Source organism: Kitasatospora sp. NPDC028961, assembly GCF_055564815.1.
Genome location: NZ_JBVHVO010000004.1, coordinates 479,485 through 497,529 on the forward strand (window position 1 = coordinate 479,485; position 18,045 = coordinate 497,529).

The following is an 18,045-nucleotide window of genomic DNA, read 5'->3' on the forward strand; positions in this document are numbered from 1 at the left end:
TTACCGCGAACTCCTTCCGGAGAGCAGGGAGTTACCAGGAAACGGGCAGGGACTTCACAGCGAAGACGGACCCGTGGGTCCGCAGCGGGACGTCGTCCGCCGGCACCGCCAGGCGCAGGTCGGGGAAGGCCTCCAGCAGGGCCCGCAGGCCGACCCGCAGCTGCAGCCGGGCCAGGTTCTGGCCGATGCACTGGTGGACGCCGTAGCCGAAGGCCACGTGGCCCGCGGTGTCCCGGGAGAGGTCGAGGTCGGCGGGGCAGCCGAACTTCGCCGGGTCGCGGTTGGCGGCCGGCAGCGAGACGGTGACCGTCTCGCCCTTCTTCACGGCGTGGCCGCCGAGTTCGAGGTCCTCCAGGGCGGTCCGGAAGATCTCGTACTGGTTGACGGTGATGTAGCGGAGGATCTCCTCCACCGCGTCGTCGATCTTCGAGGGGTCGGCCCGCAGGGCGGCCAGCTGCTCCGGGTGGTGCAGCAGCGCGAACACGCCGACCGTCAGCGCGCCCTCCGTGGTCTCGTAACCGGCGAACAGCAGCAGGGCGGTGATGTTGCCCAGCTCCTCGTCGCTGAGCTCCCCGGTGGCGATCAGCCGGCTCAGGATGTCGTCCCCGGGCTCCGCCTTCTTGCGCGCGATGGTCTCGTGGATGAACGCGCCCACCTGGGCGAACGCGGCCATCGACTCCTGCGCGTCACCGAACGGGTTGTTCATGATCGCCGGCGCCTCGGCGTAGCGGTCCCGCTCGCTGTAGGGCAGGCCGATCAGATCCGACAGCACCCGCAGGACCAGCGGGTTGGCGAAGGTCTCCAGCAGGTCGGCGGAGTTGCCGTGCTCGCGCATGACCTTGATCTGCTCGGCGGCCACCGCCTCGACCTGCGGCGTCAGCTGGTTGATCGTGCGCCCGGTGAACTCGCGCGTCAGCAGCTTGCGGAACCGGGTCTGCTCCGGCGGGTCCATGTGGATGAACATCCCCGGCATGGCCGGGAACTGCGGTACCGGACCACCGTACTTGGTGACCGGGAAGTGCCCGATCTCCAGGTTGTGGCTGAACTTCGGGTCGCTCAGGACCTGCCGGGCGAGCTCGTGGCTGGTGGCGATCCACCCGACGTGCCCGTCGGGGTAGACCATCCGCGCCAGCGGGCGCTCCTTCCGCAGCTCGTCGAAAATCGCCGGCGGGTCGAACTTGTCAGTCCGCGCCCAGGCATCCTCGTAAGAGATCGCCTCGCTCATGACGCACCTTCTCCGTTTCGGGTCGAAATATCCCTGCGCACGAAAACGGCAGCCCCGCCGGTTCGGTACGGAGCCGTTTCCCGGAGGATTCACCGGGCCCGCACCGGTGTGCGGGCACGGCGAATCACGCGGCGAATCCGGCACCAGCCCGCCGCGATGTTCCCGCCGGCCGCGAATGACGGCCGGGCCGTTCCGTGGAATCAGAGAGCCAGCTTCTTGAGCGTCTCGTTGGCGTTCGCCAGGGACTGCTCGCCCAGCGGCTTGAGCGCCGCCATCGCCGGCACGATCGCCGCGAGGGTCAGCTCGGCGTGCACGAACTTCAGGTCGTCGGCGAGGCCGATCGAGCTCAGCACCGCGCGCAGGTAGGGCTCCTGGTGGTCCCAGCCCTCCCGCGGCGTGCCCGGCGCGTACGAGCCGCCGCGGGCGGTGACCACGATGACCGTCTTGCCGCTCAGCGGGCCCGACTCGGCGCCCGGGGGCACCATGTGGGCCGGGCTGACCAGCAGGTCGATCCACGACTTGATCGTCGACGGCACGGCGTAGTTGTACATCGGGACGCCGAGCACGATCGTGCTCGCCTCGCGGACCTCGGCCACCACGGCCTCGGTGAGCGCCTTCTCCGCCGGCGCCAGCCCGTGGTCACGGCTGGGGTCCAGGAGCGACTCGCGCACCGCGTGGGTGATGTGCGGGACCGGCTGGGCCGCCAGGTCCCGGTAGGTGTAACCGTCACCGGGGTGGTTCTGGCGCCACTGGGTGGCGAAATACGACGACAACTGCCTCGTCACGGAGCCGGTGGCGCGGATGCTCGAATCAATGTGGAGAAGAGAAGACACAAAGGGCCCCTGGATTGTCCTGAGCGATTCACCGAGAACTGCTTTTCCAACGCTCTTCGAGTCTAAGGAGAAACGCCCCGGACGGGCATCCCTCAGTCTGGTAGCGCGGGTGGCCACCGGCCCGTGAGGAGCCGCGCGGCGGGCCCACGCGCCGGCCCGGACGGCCGGGCGGCACGCCGCGGCGGCCCCGTCGGAAGGGCCCGTTCCGCGAACGTCCGCACACCGTCGCACCGGCGCGCGGGCCTCACACGGCCAACCGCCCGGCCGGTACCTCGGGCACGAACGCGGACTCCGGGCCCAATTCGGTCGTCCGCTCCTCCACGAGCCGGTTCCAGGTGCCTGCCAGCTCCACCCGGGAGGCGACGTCGAGCTTGCGGAAGATCTTCTTGAGATGGAACGCCACCGTGTGCGGGGACATGAAGAGCTGTCGCCCCACCCGCCCGTTGGTGAGCCCCTGGCTCACCAACTCCGCCACCGCGTACTCGGTGTCGGTCAACTGGCTGGCCATCGTTCTGGTCCGGCTCGGGCGGCGCGAGAACTGCCCGCTGTTGCCCTCCAGTTCCCTGAGCTTGCTGCGCACCCGCAAGACGTCCCGGGAGGCACCGACCGCCCCGTAGCCGTCCGCCGCCCGTTTCAGCAGCTCGACGGCCTGGTCCTGCTCGGAGCGACGGGCGAACCGCACCGCACTCGCGTCCTCCAGCGCGGAGGCCTGCGCCCACCGGTCCAGGTGCAGGCCGGCGGCCCGCTCCAGGGCCGCGGCGTTCCGCTCGAACAGGCCGATGGCGTGCGCGGACGCCGCCTGGACGGTGCGGAAGCTGGGGTTGCGCGCCGCCAGTTCGTTGACCTGGGTGACCGTCCGGACGGCGATCTCGTCGTCCGACAGGCGCTGCGCGGCGCGGACCAGCCAGGCCGCCGCGGCCGGCTGCGAGACCAGCAACTCCCGGGCCAGCGCACCGTCGTGCACCAGCCCCTTCAGGAGGTGGGCGATGCTCTCCGTGCCGTCCCGGGCCTCCAGCACCTGGGCGACGGCCCAGGCGCACTGCCCGGCCATCAGGTTCGCGCGTCCGAGCAGGGCGTGGTCCCGCAGCCGGTTCGCGTACTGGAGGGCGGTGGTGAGGTCCAGCTGCCGAGTCGTACTGACCGCCATGACGAGGAACCCGCTCGGGTTCAGCGACCGGTTGCCGGCCTGCTGGGCCAGCCGGAGACCGGCCTGGGCCGAGGCGACCGCCCGGTCGAGCTCGCCCTTGGCCAGGCTCAGCTCCGCCTCGCACAGCAAATGAGCGGCACGCTTCTCAACTTGGTTCGATCCGTGGACAGGTGACGTGTCGTCGGCGAGCATGTTGGTAGCCGCCCCCAGACCGCGGACGCGGGTCAACAGCGTCGCGTGCCAGATCCTCGCCTTCAGCGAGCAGGAGCCCGGCGCTCCGGCCTGCGCCCGGCCCGTGGCGGCGGCAGCCAGATCCATACTCCTACCGAGCTGGCCGTCGAGCCACGACTGGGCGGAACGCGCCGCCAACTGGACGACTTCGTCGGATAACTGCAGGGAAGGACCGGGCGCCGTGTAAGTCCGAAATGACACTGTATCCTCCGACTCGGAATCGGTACCGCCCTGTCCTGCCCGGCTGCTCGGCGGGCATCGTCGGACGCCACTCGATTCGACATGGGAATGTGGGGCCTGCAACACGATCGTGCCGGTGGTGCCTGGTCGGTCGCGGACGGGCGGCGGCCCGGCGGTCCGCGACGCATGGTCGGGCCCCCGTGCCCCGAGCCCGTCGACCGGCGGGCCGGGCCCGGTCCGCAGGACGGAAGGGCCGGTTCCGGAGCGCCGGAACGTCTGGACAACATTCGGCAACCCCCTTCCACAGAGCCATCGTTCGGCTCCAGGAAGACCTGCCGGGGCCGCCTGGGGCGCTGACGTGAGATTGACCACTGCGCGACGGTGCGTCGGCCGCCGAACGCGCGGCGGCGCGCAGCCGATGAGCCGGAAGAGCCCGCTCCGGTCACGAGGTGCCGGGTGCGACCACAATGTCGACGGGGCTCTGAACAGCCGCCCGACCACCAGACGGGGCCGGCGGGGGGAGACGGGGGGAGGAATGCGCGATGACCGGGTCGTCGGTCATCCGCGAACGGTAGGGCAGCGAACACCGTCCGATCTGTAAGAGGCTTTCGCCGCAGGCACCCTGATGTCCCGACGGCCGGTGACCCGGGCTGCGACAGCGACCCCGGTCGCCGTGACCGGCGAAGGCGGCGCCCCCCCGGAGGCCCCCCACGAGCATGCCCAGAACACCGAGGCCTTGGAAAGGGCTGGCCACATCGTGGAACAGATCGTCTCGCCGCCGCAGCTGTTCAGACACGTCGCGACCCACCACGACCACCGACTCGATCCGCACGCAGCACCCACCCCCTCGGCCCGCAGCCTCGCCCGCTGTGCGACATGCCGGAAAGACCCGTCCCCGCCCGCACCGCGGGCCGTCGCCCCCGGCCCCCGCCGGAAGACGCACTCGGACGCGCCCCCTGGCCTGTCCATGCCGATTCAGACTCTACGTCATGTCGAACACGATCGGGTGATGATCGTGATCATTTCTGTGACCGGAGTGACGCCTGTGGCATGTCGCTCTCCGTGTGCACAAAGGGCGGCCAGCCGGTCCGAGCCAGGCCGACGACCGGCGCGGCGCAGGCCGCACCGGCCGTTCGACGTTCAGCCCGTCACGGCGAGTTCGGCCACCACCGCACGGTGATCCGTACCCGGCACGCGGTGCTCGGACACCGCCACGCCGGTCAAACCTTCACCATGGAGGACATGGCCGATCTGGATCATCGGCGGTAGGTGCGGGAAGTCCGCATTGTCCTCCGGCCGGGCGGGCGAACCGCCCCGGCCGAGTTCGGCGTGGGTCTCCGTCAGGCCGGTGGCGAGCAGCCCGGCCGGGGCCGCCGCCCACCACGGGCGCAGGGCGCGCAGCACACCCGGCACCAGCAGGCCGGCGACCGCCGCGTAGGGCAGCAGCACCATCGGGAGCGCCGGCGGGGTGCCGTCGTCCCAGCCGCCGAGCCGGCTCGCGACCAGCGCCGCCGGAAGCAGCAGGACCGCCCCGCGGAGTCCGATCAGCGCCCTGCGCGTCCACGTCCACGTCCACCAGCTGATTCCGGCCACCCGCTCCCCCGCCGGGTACTCCACTCCGCTCCCCACGGTCCGGTGCGGCCGGCGGGTGCCCGCTGGCTCGCCCGCGCGGCCGTCGGCCCGGTTCTCGCCTTCGCCTTCGCCGGAAGGCGCGGTGGGCGCGGGCCGGGACGGAGCCCGGCCGGCGCCGGCCGCCCGTCAGGCGGAGGCGAGGTGCGCCGTCCACTTGGCGCGCCAGGCGAGGGCGTCGGCGACGGCCTCGGCGATGGTGCGCCGCGCGGTCCAGCCGAGCAGTTCGCGGGCGGTGTCGACGGCGGCGTAGCAGCCGATCACGTCGCCGGGGCGGGGGTCCGCCTCCCGGACCTCGATCTCGGCGCCGACGGCGGACTCGAAGGCCGCGATCAGCTCGCGGACGGTGGTGCCCTCACCGGTGCCGATGTTGATCACCCGGTAGCGGTCCTCGGCCGCGGGCTTGATCACCTCGTCGAACCGGGTGAGCGCGGCGACGTGGGCCTCGGCGACGTCCTGCACGTGGATGTAGTCCCGGATGCCGGAGCCGTCCCGGGTCGCCCAGTCCGCGCCGGTGACGGTGAACGGCACGCCGTCGGCATGGGCCTCGATCAGCTTGCCGAGGGCGTGGGTCGGCCGGAGGTCCTGCAGCCCGGTGCGCAGCCGCGGGTCGGCGCCGACCGGGTTGAAGTAGCGCAGCGCGACGACCCGGAGGTCCTCGGCGCCCTCGCCCCGGGTCCAGTCCTGGAGGACCAGCTCCATCATCTGCTTGGTCCGCGCGTACGGGCTGCCGGCGGCAACGGGGCAGCTCTCGTCGACCCGGGCGTCCGGGGTGGGCGCGTAGATGGAGCCGGAGCTGCTGAAGACGACCCGGGTACAGCCGTTGCGCTGGAGGCCCTCCAGCAGCTCGACGGTCTTGGCGACGTTCTCCCGGTAGTAGAACAGCGGCTTGGCGACCGACTCCGGCACCACGATCCGGGCCGCGCAGTGCAGGGTGGCGCCGATGTCGGGGTGCTCGGCGAAGACGCGGTCCAGGAGGTCCGCGTCGGCGATGTCGCCCCGGTAGAACACCCGGCCCTCGACGAACTCCGGCCGGCCGGTGGAGAGGTCGTCGAGCACGACCGGCGTGATGCCCTGGTCGAGCAGTGCGGACGCGACGGTGCTGCCGATGTATCCCGCGCCACCGGTGATCAGGACCTTCTTCATGCGCGGACGCTCCCTTGCTCCCGTCGGACGCCGTGGCGGCGTCCGGTTGAGAGGGGGGACGGTGGGTTCGGGCCCGCCGGTTCCGCTGACCTGCGGATCCTTCGACCGGGAGTCAGCGCCGGCGGGCCCGGCGGCGGAGCGCGAAGCCGGTGGCGGCCAGGACGAAGGCGGCCACGGCGGTGCCGACGGCCACCCGGACCGCCGTGGACGAACCGTCGCTCCCGGCGGCGGTGTCCTGCGCGGGGGGCACGGTCTGCCCGGCGGTCGGGCCGGCTGTCGGTCCGGCCGTCGGTCCGGCGGAGGGGGACCCCGCCGGAGGGGTCGGTGCGGGCGTGGCTCCGGACGTGAGCGTGGGCACGGCGGTGGGCCCCACCGTGGGCCCGGCGGTGGTGGGCTGCGCGCCGGACGTCCCGGTGGGGGTCGGCAGGGGCGGGTCGGAGATGACCGCCGGTTCGATGTCGAGCTCCCGCTCGCCGTGCCCGAGCGAGGGGAACGCGCAGTCCACGGTGATCCGCCAGTGGCCGGCCGGCAGCATCTCCCGGGTGGTGTAGGAGCCGGGGTGCCCGGGCACGCCGACCAGACGCCAGGGCCCGGCCGAGCGGCCGTCGGCGGAGGTCGCGGCGAGCGACCCGGCGAACTCCTCGGTGACCGGGTCGTGGTCGTTCTCCCAGGTGGCCACGGTGGTGACGTGTCCGCTGTCCTGCCCGGTGACCTCCAGGTGGACGGTGTCGCCGTGGGCGGCGGCGGGCAGCGCGGCGGGTGCGAGAACGACCGCCCCCGCGAGGGCGAGGGCGGTGGCGAACGTTCGGGTGCGCATGGTGGGGCATCCTCGGGGGTGGCCGGGTGCGGCCGCCACCGCTGCCGAGCGGTGGCGGCCGCACCCGGGGTCATCGGGACGGGCGGGGGAACGGGTACGGCGGGGCGACCCGCCGTCGGACGGTCCTCGGTGGGGCCGCCGTCAGCTGGTCTTCTGGAGCGTCCAGGACTGGTAGGCCTGACCGTTGGGCTTCTGCAGCTCCAGCAGCCAACCGCCGTAGTACCAGCGGCTGCTGACCCCGAGGACGAGGCTCGAACCCTCGGCCGTCAGGGTGGCCCCACCGCCCGACTGGGTGAGCCGCCACTTCTGCGCGCCGGAGTCGGAGCAGGGCTGCTGCGCGAGGTACTGGCCGGCCACCGGGGTGCCGCCCAGCTGGAGGCACTTGTCGGAACGCGCCGACTTGATCCGCACGGTGCCCGAACCGGCGTCCTCGAAGCTCCACTTCTGGTTGGCGTAGCCGGTGCGCTGGTACGCGATGGCCGCCGTGCCGTCGTTGAGCGAGCTGCCCCAGAGGTCGGCGGCCTGACCGGTCAGCCCGTTGACCATCGTGTAGCGGGTGCCCGGCTGCGGCTGGCCGGCATCGGCGAGGGTGCGGAAGGTGGCGGCGCGACCGGGCTTGGAGACGCTGCCCGCGCTGTCGCGGACGGCGACGGCGACGGTGTACGAGGTGTTGGGCGCCAGCCCGACGACACCGACGACGGTGGAGCGGACGGTGCCGATGGTCTGGCCGTTCAGCAGGACGTCGTACCCGGCGGCCGCCGGCACAGCCGTCCAGCTCAGCATGACCGAGTTCTGGGTGAGCTGACTGGCCGTCACCTCAGGCGCGGTGCCACCGGTGGGCGAGGCGGTCGGGGTCGGCGTGGGCGAGGCGGTCCGGGTCGGCGTACCGGTGGGCGACGGGGTGGTGGTCGCCGTCGGGCTCCCGGTCGGGGTCGGCGCCGGCGTCTTGGTCGGCGTGCCGGTCGGGCTCGGCGTGGTGGTCCGGGTCGGCGTGGCCGTCGGGGTGGCGGTGGGGCTCGGGTTGGGGTTCGGGCCGGTGCCGCCCCCGGGGATCAGGAACCGGTTGTTGGCGACGTTCCAGTGCGTGGCCAGGTAACTGCCCGGCGCGGGAGCGGTGTTGTAGTAGTCGTCGTGGTGGCAGTCGAGCCGGTTGTCACTGGCGTTGTCCGGGCAGACCGTCTTCATCGCCGGGTAGTACGGGGTGTCCGAGTAGCACATCAGGTCCCACTCGTCGACGCAGTGGCCGCCCTTGCTGGAGTTGGGTGCGCTGTTGCTCACCGCACCCAGGTTGTGGCCGAGTTCGTGCGCCGCCGTGGAGCCGCCCCAGCAGCCGGAGTCGGTCCGGCCGTACGACGGGCCGAAGTTGCTCAGGTTGTCCTGCCCGGGGCGCTCGTCGCCCGCGAAGGTGCCGATGCCGCAGTAGACCTTGGCATCGGTGAACATCATGTACTTGCGGTCCTTGCGGTTGAACCCCTGCGCCGCGAGCGCGCGGTTGCTCGCGTTGAAGTCCTTGATCTCGGAGTCCGAGATCTGCACGTTCAGCACCGAGGCGGTGCAGTCGGGTTCGGTGACGAAGCGGACGTGCCGCACGCCGCCGGTCTCCTGGGCGCTGGCGTTGTAGATGACGTCGACGTCCGCGGCCCACTTCTTGAACGAGGCCAGGTACTGGGCGAACCGGTCGTTGCCGGGGGCGTGGACGTACACCGCCTGGACCCGGTTGCCGGTGCTGCCGTCGCCCTCGCAGACGAGCGCGGAGCCGGCGGCGGCCGCGGCCTGCTGGGGCGCGGGCGCTCCGGCGGCGGCGTCACCCAGCAGGGCCTTCTGCCCGGCGTCCAGGACGGGCGCCGCACCCTTCAACAGGTCGGCGGCGGCGGGCGGTTGGGCGTCCGGGGCCGGGGTGAGCACCGGCGCCCGGTCGGCCGCGGCGGCCACCGGCGGGATGTCCTTGCGGATGTCCACGTCCTTGGGCGGCGCGTCCGGCCCGTGGCTGCAGAGCTGCCCGCCCGAGACCTCCAGCGAGCCGGCGCACCGGTCGCCGCTCGGCAGGGCCAGACCGGCGTAGACGAGACCGCGCTCCGGCTGGTCCTTGGGTATCTCCTGCAGTGGGGCGGCCTTCTTCTCCCGCTGCGGAGCGGGCGCCTGGGTGGCCCCCTCGGCGGTGCCGGTCTCCCCCGGGTCGTCGCCGTCGGCGACCACTCCGGCCATGCCACCCGCCGCCCGGTCGGCCGCGGCGTCCGCCGCCACCGACACGCTGCGGTCCGCGGCCGGCTCGAACGCGGTCTGGATCCCCAGTGCGCCCGCGACCAGCCCGGCCACCACGGCTGCGGCCAGGAGCGCCGTCCGGCGCCCGGGCCTGCCGCTCCGGCGGCGACGCCGCTCGGTACTCCGGCGCTCGCTGCTCCGGTCTCCCATGTGTTCGTCTCCTCTCCTCGGTGTGACGGTCCGCCTGCCGCTGCTCGCGGCGGCCGGACCGTCCGACACCAGGGAGACCACGGCCGACCGGGCGGGATAACAGAAACCTCCTTTCGAAACTCGCGCAGATCTGCGGATGACTTCGAACCGGCGCGCGAACGAGCCCACCGAGCACGCGGCGAACCCCTCGGCGCGGACCGGTGGTCGGGCCGCCCGGCCCGCACCGCACCGGTTCCCGGACGGCCCCGCCCCGACCGGTCCGGTCGCCCGCGTGACCGCCGTTCACCCGGGGCCGTGGTCACCCGTGCGAGGGAAGAACGAAGGTTGTCCTTTGAACAGTTGCGGCCGCTGGCCAGAATGGGCTTCCTCGGTCGACCGACCGGTGGCCGATGACCGGTGACCGCCGGAGTCCGGTGACCGGCGGCCGGGGACCGGCGATCGAAGAGCGGGGGTGGGGGGCATGGAGCCGGGTTCGCCGGGCTCCGGCCGGGGGGTCGGGACGGACGCCCGTCCGGCCGTCACCGGTGCCACCGCCACGGGCTGCCCGGGCGCCCCACCCCGCCGGCACCCTCCTCGCGGCTTCGCGAAGTCGGCTCCCCCGAAACGGAGTTCGTGCACGAGCGGAACCCGTTCGTCCGCGCCCTCGTCCACTGGGCGGCCCCGCCGTCCGCTACCGCACGGAGGCTCCTCGATGATTCCCCGGCCGCCCGTCGGGCACCTGGTGCCACTCCCGCACGACCCGCCGGACGCCCCACGCCCGACGGCCCACCGCGACTCGGCGCACCCCGACTCCGAGCGCCTCACCGCCCACCGCACGTCCGCTCACCGCACGCCCACCCACCGCTTGTTCGACCACCGCGCGCCCGACCGCTCCGCCGGAGCGCGGTGAGCACCGCCGTCGTGCTCGGCGGCGGACTCGCCGGGCTCCTGGCCGCCGCGGCCCTCGAACCGCACGCCCGCCGCGTCACCGTCGTCGAGCAGGACACCCTCCCCGACGGGCCGTACCCGCGCCGGGGGTTACCGCAGGGTGACTTCAGCCACATCCTGCTCGGTGGCGGAGCCGACGCCCTGGACGCGCTGCTGCCGGGAACCGTCGACGCGCTGCTGGCCGCCGGAGCCCACCGCCGGCCGATGCCCTCCGGCATGCTGATGCGCCTCGGCCCGGGCTGGCTCCAGGCCTTCGAGTCGACCGCCTATCTGATCGCCTGCAGCCGGCACCTGCTCGACCACATCGTCCGGCAGCGGCTGCGCGGCCGGGCCGCCGTCACGATCCGCGAGGGCACCTCCGTCCTCGGCCTGACCGGCGACGCGGCCCAGGTCCGCGGGGCGCTGGTGCGGAACCCGGACGGATCGCGCGAGACCCTCCCGGCCGACCTGGTCGTGGACGCGACCGGCCGCCGCTCCCAGGCCCCGCGCTGGCTGCGCGCACTCGGCTCGGCAGGACCGCGGGAGGTCACCGTGGACGCCGGACTCGCCTATGCCGCCCGGCTCTTCGACGCGCCGCGCGGCAACCAGGGCTTCCCCGTCGTCAGCATCGTCCCCGTCCCCGGCCGGCGGACACCCGGGCGCGGCGCCACCGTCGTCCCCATCGAGAACGACCGCTGGATCATCACCCTCTCCGGCACCCGGGCCGGCGAACCCTCCCGCACCGAGGCCGAGTTCCACACCTTCCTCAAGGGCCTCACCCACCCGGTCGTGCACGACCTGGCCCGCGCCGCCCGCCCCGTCGGCCCGATCCGCACGTGTCGCGGCACGCTGAACCGCCGCCGCTGCTACGAGAGCGGGACACCCGCGGGGTTCGCCGCGACGGGCGACGCGCTGGCCGCCCTCAACCCGGTCTACGGCCACGGCATGGCCGTCGCCGCGCAGTGCGCCGTCGCCATCCGGACCACCCTCGACGCCGAAGGGCTCCACCCGCACGTCAGCGCCACCGTGCAGCGGCGGATCGCCCGCGCCGTCGACACCCCGTGGAAGATGGCCGAGGAGCAGGACCGGGACTTCCCCGGCGCACGGTCGAACGAACCTCCCGCCCAGCGGCCGACCGCGCGGCTCGGCCGCTGGTACACCGAGCGGCTGCTGCGCGCCGCCCTCACCGACCCGGCCGTCTCGGCGGCCTACTTCGACGTCTTCTCGCTCGCCGCACCCGCCGGCCGGCTGACCTCGCCCGCGGTGGCCCTCGCCACGCTGCGGCCCCGCCGGACCGTCCCACCGACCCTCGGCGAGGCGATCGCCCGGTTCCCGCGGGTGGCCGAACTGACCGGACCGTACTGACCGAGCCGTACTGACCGGCCTGTACTGACCGAGCCCTTCTGACCGGCCCGTACAGACCGCCCGGCCCCGGTCGCCGACGGCCCCGCCGACGGTCGGCCGGCGGCGCCGGGAAGCGCGCTCGGGGGGTACGCGCTCCCCGGCATGAGGTGGCGGAGCCACCCGGCCGGCTGGTCCGAATGCCCGGACCACGGCTGCCGTGACCGGAATGCTAGACCTGAGCCGGCGCCGTGACCAGAACTCCGACCAGCCAACTTCCCGCCCAGGACATGCCATTCGGACCGCCCCGGCAGGCCCGCCCGGCCCCTGCTGTCACTCCGACCACCACGGCAGGCCCGCCGCCCAGCGCGCGACCCAGCCCGCGAAGCCCGGCTCCCCCGTCGACCCGCCGTCCGGGGCGCCGTAGGGGACGGCGCCCTCACCCGTGATCAGCCAGATCTCGCCGCGCCGGGGGCCGGAGACCACCAGGTGCCAGTACATCCCGCAGCCGTCCGTGCCCAGCACGATCGAGCCGTGGTGGAAGACCCGCTCCAGGAGCGCCTCGACCTCCTCCTCGGGCCGTGGATCGTCGTCCCACAGCCAGGCGGCCGACAGCGGGAACGGCTCGGCGAGGACCTGCCCGGGACGGCCGGCGCCCCAGTCGGCCGGGAGCGCTGCGGCCGGTATCAACCCGTGGTGCGGCGGGCCGTCCGAAAAGCCGTCACAGATCTCGGCCACGAACGTCCGGTACGGCTCGGGCAGCACGATGCCGTGCTCGGCCTCGAAGGCGCGCACCCCGCCGCGGCCGAGTGGCGGCGTCCGCACGGCCGACCCCGCCCGGTCGGCACCGAACGCGGCGCGCAGCAGGGCGAGGTCGGCGGCCGAGGCGTGTTCCGTCATGCCGTCAGGAGTACCAGAGGGGTAGGACAACCGCGGCCCCCGCACGAGGGCACGGGCTCAGGGCAGTTCACGGCGGCTCGGGGCTGCTCAGGGCTGCTCAGGACTGCTCAGGCCGCGACGCCCAGGTGTCCCACGCCGTAGGAGTGGACACCCTGCGCGTGCATGGCGGCGAGGGAGGCCGCCAGGCGGTCCGGGTCACCCGCCAACCAGAGACGCAGCCCGGCCGCCAGCGCCGCACTGGCGGGGCCGACCGGCAGCCCGGCGGCCCGGGTGACCCGCTCACCGACCAGCGGGAGCAGGTCCGCGACCGGCAGGGGCAGCCAGAGGGTGACGGCGCAGGGCGCGGGCCGGGCGAGAACGCGCAACAGCCCCGGCACGCCCGCGTCGTCGTGCAGGGCGGGGATGACGTCCAGCAGGCCGTCCACCGCGACCTCCGACACGTCACCGCGGTGGCCGCGGGCCAGTGCGCGCAGCAGGGCCCGCTCGGCCGCGGAGATCCGGACGGTCAGCATGACTTCTTCGCAGTCCATGGTCCCAGTTCCCGTCTTGCGCTAGGGGTGTGCCGGTCGGTCGGGTGCTCGTCTGCTCGTCACTCGTTCGGGGCGGTGCCGTGCCGCGTCCTGCGTGCCGCCTCCTGCGTCCTGCGGTACCGGACCGACCGGTGCCGTCCGATACCTGCCCCTCAGCAGGCCTGCGCTACCGCCGTGATCAAGCCGTAGTGGCCGTCGTAGCGGCGGTAGAGCACCCGACCCCGGGCATCTCCGGGATCGGTGTGGAAGACGAACGGCCGACCGGTGAGCCAGAGCCGGCGGGCCGCCTCGGCCAGGTCCGACGTGGGCGCGGGACGCGGGCTTTCGGTCGTGAGGAGCCCGGAGCCGCCGGCGCGCGCGCCGGCGTGGGCGCGCACCACCCGGAGGCCGCCGCTCACCGCACCGCGGTGGACGACGGCGTCCTGGCCGGTGAGCGCGTCGACGAAGAGGTGGAAGCGGTGGTCCAGGGCCAGCATCGCGCGGGCGGCCTCGTCGGGGGTGCAGCGGACCGGCGTGACCGATTTCCGCCGGACGAGCTGCCGTTCGGCCAGCGGGCGCGGCGCGTACTGCGGCCGGTAGGCGCTCTCGTACACCGCGGCCAGTCCGATCTCCCCCTGCTCGCGCAGCCGCGTGGCGCGCCCGGCCAGCGTGCCGAGCGCGACGTCCACCGCCTCGGTCCCGGTCGCGGCGGCCAGTTGCACCCGGACCGGGCCGACACCGTCCAGCTCGACCGCGGCCTGCGCCACGACCGGCCGGGTGAGCGAGCAGTGGCGCAGCCGGGTGAGCCGGATCCGGACGGCGTGCGCGCCCGGCCCGAGGGCCGTGCCCAGCCCCAGTGCCCGCGCCCGCGCGTACTCGGCATCCGCGCGCGGAAGTTCGCCGCGGATCTCCACCCGCAGGTCGGGGGCCGGCGGGTGGTGCAGACGGGTCATCAGGTCCTCCTCGGTCCGGGACCATGCTGGACCGCCCGGGGCCCTCCCGCCGAGGGCCGAAAGACCTGGTCCGCGCGGCAGCCCGGGACCACCCGGCCCGGGCCGGACGACCGGGCCGGGCCCGGCCGCACCGGACTGCACCGCACCGCACCGGACCGGCCGCACGGGCCTCCGGGGGTCCCCGTCACGCGCCTCCGCCGTGCCCCCGGCAGCCGGGGCGCCGCTCGCGGGCCGCACGCCGCGCGCTCCACCGATGGGGTGATCCACCGGAGTACGGCGCAACGCCCGCCGGACCGGCGCGTTTCCCATGTCGTGCGCCCTCTGGCAGTGGTGCGCGCGGGGTCCGCTCCGGCGGAGCCCCCGGTTCCCCCCCCGGTCGCGGCGACGACACCGGCGGTGCCGCCGCGACGGTTCATCTGGTGAGAGGTAATGTCATGGTCCTGACGACTGAGAGCCGGAGATCGACCGTTCCCCCCAGAAGCACCCCACGGAGAACCCCCGCGGCCCCTCCCCCGCTCGCGCCGGGCGCGCTGCCCGGCCTCGGCCACGCCCCCGCCCTGCTGCGCGACCCGCTCGGCTTCCTCGGCTCGCTCGCCCGCCACGGCGGCGTGGTGCGGATCCGGCTCGGCCCGCGCACCGTCTGCGTCGTCACCGACGCCGGCCTGGTCCACACCCTGCTGGTCGCGCTCGCGTACGACTGCCCGCGCGGCGCCGTCCAGGACACCCTCAGGACGGCGTTCGGCGACGGCCTGCTGATGTCCGAGGGCCAGGCGCACCGCGACCGCCGCCGGACCGTCCAGCCCGCCTTCGGCCCGGAGCGGACGGCCGAGTACCTCGCGGTGATGCACCGGGTCGCCGAGGAGCGGGCCGGGAGCTGGCGGGAGGGCCAGGTCCTCGACGTCGCGAAGGAGATGAACCACCTCGCGCTGGAGATCGTCACCAGCACGCTGTTCGACGCCCGGCTGAGCGAGGACGCCACGCTCGCCTTCCACCGGGCGCTGCCCGACATGGTGAAGGGCCAGATCGTCCAGTCGCTGTACCCGCACCCGGCGTTCGCCCGGCTGCCGCTGCCGGTCAACCGGCGGTTCGACGCCGCCGTCCGGGTGCTGAACCAGGTCGTCGACCAGGCCGTCGACGGCAGTACCCGGCCCGGCGGCGCGCCGGCGGGCGGCTGCCCGTTCGGCGGCTCCGCGGGCGGTGGGCGGCCCTCCGGGCCGGCGGACCGCACCCTCCCCGCGCTGCTGCGCGCGGCCACCGACCCCGCCACCGGCCGGCCGCTCACCGAGGCCGACGTCCGGTCGGAGGCGATCACCATGTTCGGCGCGGGCACCGAGACCGTCTCCACCACGCTCACCTGGCTGCTCGACGAACTGCTGCGCCACCCCGGGGTGGAGGCCCGCGTGCTGGCCGAGCTGGACGAACACCTCCCGGCGGGCACCGTCCCGACCCCCGAGGCGCTCGCCCGGCTCGGCTACACCCGCAGCGTCACCCAGGAGGTGGTCCGGCTGCACGCGCCGAACGCCTTCCTGATGCGGACGGCGACCGTGCCGGTCGAACTCGGCCCGTACCGGATCCCGGCCGGCACCGAGCTGCTGTACAGCCTCACCGCGCTGCACCGCGACCCGCACCTCTACCCGGAGCCGCTGCGCTTCCACCCCGGCCGCTGGCGCGAGGGCGGCGCGGCCGCGACCGCCGGGCGGCAGGCGTTCCTGCCGTTCGGCGCGGGCAAGCACAAGTGCATCGGCGAGGCGTTCGCCTGGGCGGAGCTGACCGTGGCCGCCGCCGCGATCCTGCGCCGCTGGCGGCCGACGGCGGTGGCGGGATCCCGGGCCCGCGAGGTGGTCTGGACGACCGTCCAGGCCCAGGACCTGCGCGTCCGCCTCGCCCCGCGCACCGCCCCCACCCCGGACCGACCGGTCGGCCGGCCGGACGACCGGGCGCCGCACGCGGTGCCGGCCCGCCCCGCCGCGGTCACCTCCCGGGCCGCGCTCGGCCCCCGGCCGGCTCCGCCCGCCTACCCCGCCGCCCGGCCGCCCGCCCCCGGAGGCCCGCGCCGGCCCGCCGAACTGCGCGCCTCCACCGCCCGGCACGCCGACTGGGTGGTCGGCCACGGCCTGCTCACCCCGGCCGACCTGCCGCGCTACCAGGCCTACGCGCTCCCCGAGCTGATCGGCCACGCCTACCCCCGGGCCCGCGGCGCCGAACTCGACCTGCTCGTCGACGTCCTGGGCTGGTTCACCATCCTCGACGACCGCTTCGACGGTGCCCCCGGCCGCCACCCCGACCGGGCCCGCGCCCTCGTCGACCCGCTGCTCGCCGTCCTCACCGGCCCCGACCGCGCGACCGCGTCCGCCGGACCGGCCCCCGGCGACGACCGGCTCCTGGGCGCCTGGCGGGAGCTGTGGCTGCGGCAGAACGAGGGCATGTCACCGGCCTGGCGCGCGCGCGGCGCCACCGAGTGGCGGTCGTGCCTGGACACCTTCATCGCCGAGGCGGTGCACCGGTCGCGGGGCACCTCCCCCGGCCTCCCCGAGACGATGCGGCTGCGCCGCCACGCCAGCTGCCTCTACCCGTTCATGAACATACTGGAGCGCGTCCACGGCGCCGACGCGCCCGCCGGGCTGCACGCCGATCCCGAACTGCACCGGCTGCGCGCCCACACGGCCGACGCCGCGACGCTGATCAACGACCTCTACTCGCTGGAGCGGGAGGAGCGCCAGCCGGCCGCCGCCTTCAACACCGTGCTGACCCTGCAGCGGGTCCGCGGCTGCACCCGCCGCCGGGCGGAGCTGTCGGTGCGCGCCCGGATCGCGCGGCTGCGGGAGGAGAGCCGGACGCTGCGCCGCCGGCTGCGGCGCCGCCACCCCGCCGGGCACTGGTACCTCGACGGCAGCCGGGAGTTGGTCGACGGCGTCTACGCGTGGACCAGCACCAGTCGCCGCTACCTCAGTGACGGTCGCCGAGGGTGAACAGCAGGAGCACGAACCCGGCGAACAAGTGGGTGGCGAAGATGTAGATGCCCGCGCGGATCAGCATCGCCCTGCGCCTGCTCTTCTCGTCGCTGGTGCCGCTGGCCATGGCCGGGTTCTCCTTCGGTCGGGGGCCGGGTGCGCGATCGGACGGCCGGGTGGCGGCGTCGGGCCGGACGGCCGTCATCCGCTCCTCACCCGCTCGGCGCGGGGGCCCGGCGTCCCGGCGGCGTCCGGCCCCCGGAGCTCCGTGAGCAGCGCGCCCTGGTCGGTGATCAGGTCGGTGAGGATCCGCCGTGCGGCCCGCAGGAGGTCGGCGACGTCCGGCGTGCTCAGCGCGTACACCACGGTGTTGCCCTCACGGGTGGCCGTGACCAGCCGGGTGCGGCGCAGCACGGCGAGCTGCTGGGAGAGGTTGGACGGCTCGATCCCGATCTCGGCCAGCAGTTCGCGCACCGGCCGCGGCCCGTCCTGGAGCAGCTCCAGGACCCGGATCCGGACGGGGTGCCCGAGGGTGCGGAAGAACTCCGCCTTGGCCTGGTACATCGGGACCGCCATCGTCCGCTCGCTCCCTGCTGCTCGGTGGTGCCGGTGTGCACGCCCGCGCCGGCGGGGCCGTGCCCCGGCCGCCACGACCGGGAAGCATCATCCTGGCAGATGAAGATTTCTTCAAGTCATCATCATCCGGAGCCCGAACACCCCGGGGGCGCACCGGGCCGAGCCCGGGGGCGCCCCCGGGGAAACGCGGCGGGGGGGGGGGGAAGGGAGGGCGGAAAAAGCCCCCACGGGCCCCATCCAGAGGCGGGGGCGAGCCTTGGCAGGTGACCCCAATGGCCAGGTTTCAACC

14 protein-coding genes are annotated in these 18,045 nt (G+C 74.4%); 2 read left to right on the top strand and 12 right to left on the bottom strand.

Translation table 11 applies throughout. The features are described from left to right. Positions 1 to 31 precede the first annotated feature (31 nt). The 7 genes from ACZ4UX_RS12100 to ACZ4UX_RS12130 all read right to left on the bottom strand — a co-directional run bounded on the left by ACZ4UX_RS12100 (position 32) and on the right by ACZ4UX_RS12130 (position 9,620). Entirely contained in the window at positions 32 to 1,225 is a 1,194-nt protein-coding gene (locus tag ACZ4UX_RS12100) for a cytochrome P450 (RefSeq protein ID WP_465706549.1), read from the bottom strand. Positions 1,226 to 1,425: 200 nt separating this feature from the next. Next, positions 1,426 to 2,058: an FMN-dependent NADH-azoreductase gene (locus tag ACZ4UX_RS12105; RefSeq protein WP_329491259.1), complete on the bottom strand. Its 633-nt coding sequence runs from the start codon at positions 2,056 to 2,058 to the stop codon at positions 1,426 to 1,428. 244 nt (positions 2,059 to 2,302) lie between these two features. Beyond that, entirely contained in the window at positions 2,303 to 3,523 is a 1,221-nt protein-coding gene (locus tag ACZ4UX_RS12110) for a helix-turn-helix transcriptional regulator (protein WP_465706550.1), read from the bottom strand. Positions 3,524 to 4,756: 1,233 nt separating this feature from the next. Then, complete coding sequence (locus ACZ4UX_RS12115) at positions 4,757 to 5,233, bottom strand: hypothetical protein (RefSeq protein ID WP_465706551.1); 477 nt, start codon at positions 5,231 to 5,233, stop codon at positions 4,757 to 4,759. 141 nt (positions 5,234 to 5,374) lie between these two features. Then, complete coding sequence (gene galE / locus ACZ4UX_RS12120) at positions 5,375 to 6,391, bottom strand: UDP-glucose 4-epimerase GalE (protein ID WP_465706552.1); 1,017 nt, start codon at positions 6,389 to 6,391, stop codon at positions 5,375 to 5,377. A gap of 112 nt (positions 6,392 to 6,503) precedes the next feature. Beyond that, complete coding sequence (locus ACZ4UX_RS12125; protein ID WP_465706553.1) at positions 6,504 to 7,208, bottom strand: hypothetical protein; 705 nt, start codon at positions 7,206 to 7,208, stop codon at positions 6,504 to 6,506. A 141-nt stretch (positions 7,209 to 7,349) separates the two neighbouring features. Then, positions 7,350 to 9,620 (bottom strand): RICIN domain-containing protein, encoded by a 2,271-nt coding sequence (locus ACZ4UX_RS12130; RefSeq protein ID WP_465706554.1) that lies wholly within the window; start codon positions 9,618 to 9,620, stop codon positions 7,350 to 7,352. Between the two features lie 885 nt (positions 9,621 to 10,505). Here ACZ4UX_RS12130 and ACZ4UX_RS12135 point away from each other — a divergent pair. Then, positions 10,506 to 11,891 carry an NAD(P)/FAD-dependent oxidoreductase gene (locus ACZ4UX_RS12135; protein ID WP_465706555.1) on the top strand — a complete coding sequence of 462 codons (1,386 nt, stop codon included), beginning with the start codon at positions 10,506 to 10,508 and terminating at the stop codon, positions 11,889 to 11,891. Between the two features lie 309 nt (positions 11,892 to 12,200). Here the strand turns inward: ACZ4UX_RS12135 and ACZ4UX_RS12140 are convergent, their stop codons facing one another. The 3 genes from ACZ4UX_RS12140 to ACZ4UX_RS12150 form a co-directional block, all read right to left on the bottom strand. Further along, positions 12,201 to 12,767: an SMI1/KNR4 family protein gene (locus ACZ4UX_RS12140; protein ID WP_465706556.1), complete on the bottom strand. Its 567-nt coding sequence runs from the start codon at positions 12,765 to 12,767 to the stop codon at positions 12,201 to 12,203. Positions 12,768 to 12,874: 107 nt separating this feature from the next. Beyond that, positions 12,875 to 13,297, bottom strand: coding sequence for a hypothetical protein (locus ACZ4UX_RS12145; RefSeq protein ID WP_329491251.1), 423 nt, complete (start codon positions 13,295 to 13,297; stop codon positions 12,875 to 12,877). Positions 13,298 to 13,449: 152 nt separating this feature from the next. Further along, on the bottom strand, positions 13,450 to 14,229 hold the full coding sequence (locus tag ACZ4UX_RS12150; protein WP_465706557.1) for a sigma 54 modulation/S30EA ribosomal C-terminal domain-containing protein: 780 nt from the start codon (positions 14,227 to 14,229) through the stop codon (positions 13,450 to 13,452). A 434-nt stretch (positions 14,230 to 14,663) separates the two neighbouring features. Here ACZ4UX_RS12150 and ACZ4UX_RS12155 point away from each other — a divergent pair, with 434 nt between their 5' ends. Then, a complete protein-coding gene (locus tag ACZ4UX_RS12155) occupies positions 14,664 to 17,198 on the top strand; it encodes a cytochrome P450 (RefSeq protein WP_465706558.1) in 2,535 nt (844 codons plus the stop codon). On the opposite strand, the gene ACZ4UX_RS12160 is transcribed toward ACZ4UX_RS12155, so the two are convergent. Beyond that, positions 17,176 to 17,307: a DUF6126 family protein gene (locus ACZ4UX_RS12160; protein ID WP_329491248.1), complete on the bottom strand. Its 132-nt coding sequence runs from the start codon at positions 17,305 to 17,307 to the stop codon at positions 17,176 to 17,178. The genes ACZ4UX_RS12155 and ACZ4UX_RS12160 overlap by 23 nt on opposite strands. A gap of 74 nt (positions 17,308 to 17,381) precedes the next feature. Beyond that, positions 17,382 to 17,756: an ArsR/SmtB family transcription factor gene (locus tag ACZ4UX_RS12165; RefSeq protein ID WP_465706559.1), complete on the bottom strand. Its 375-nt coding sequence runs from the start codon at positions 17,754 to 17,756 to the stop codon at positions 17,382 to 17,384. Positions 17,757 to 18,045: the final 289 nt, after the last annotated feature.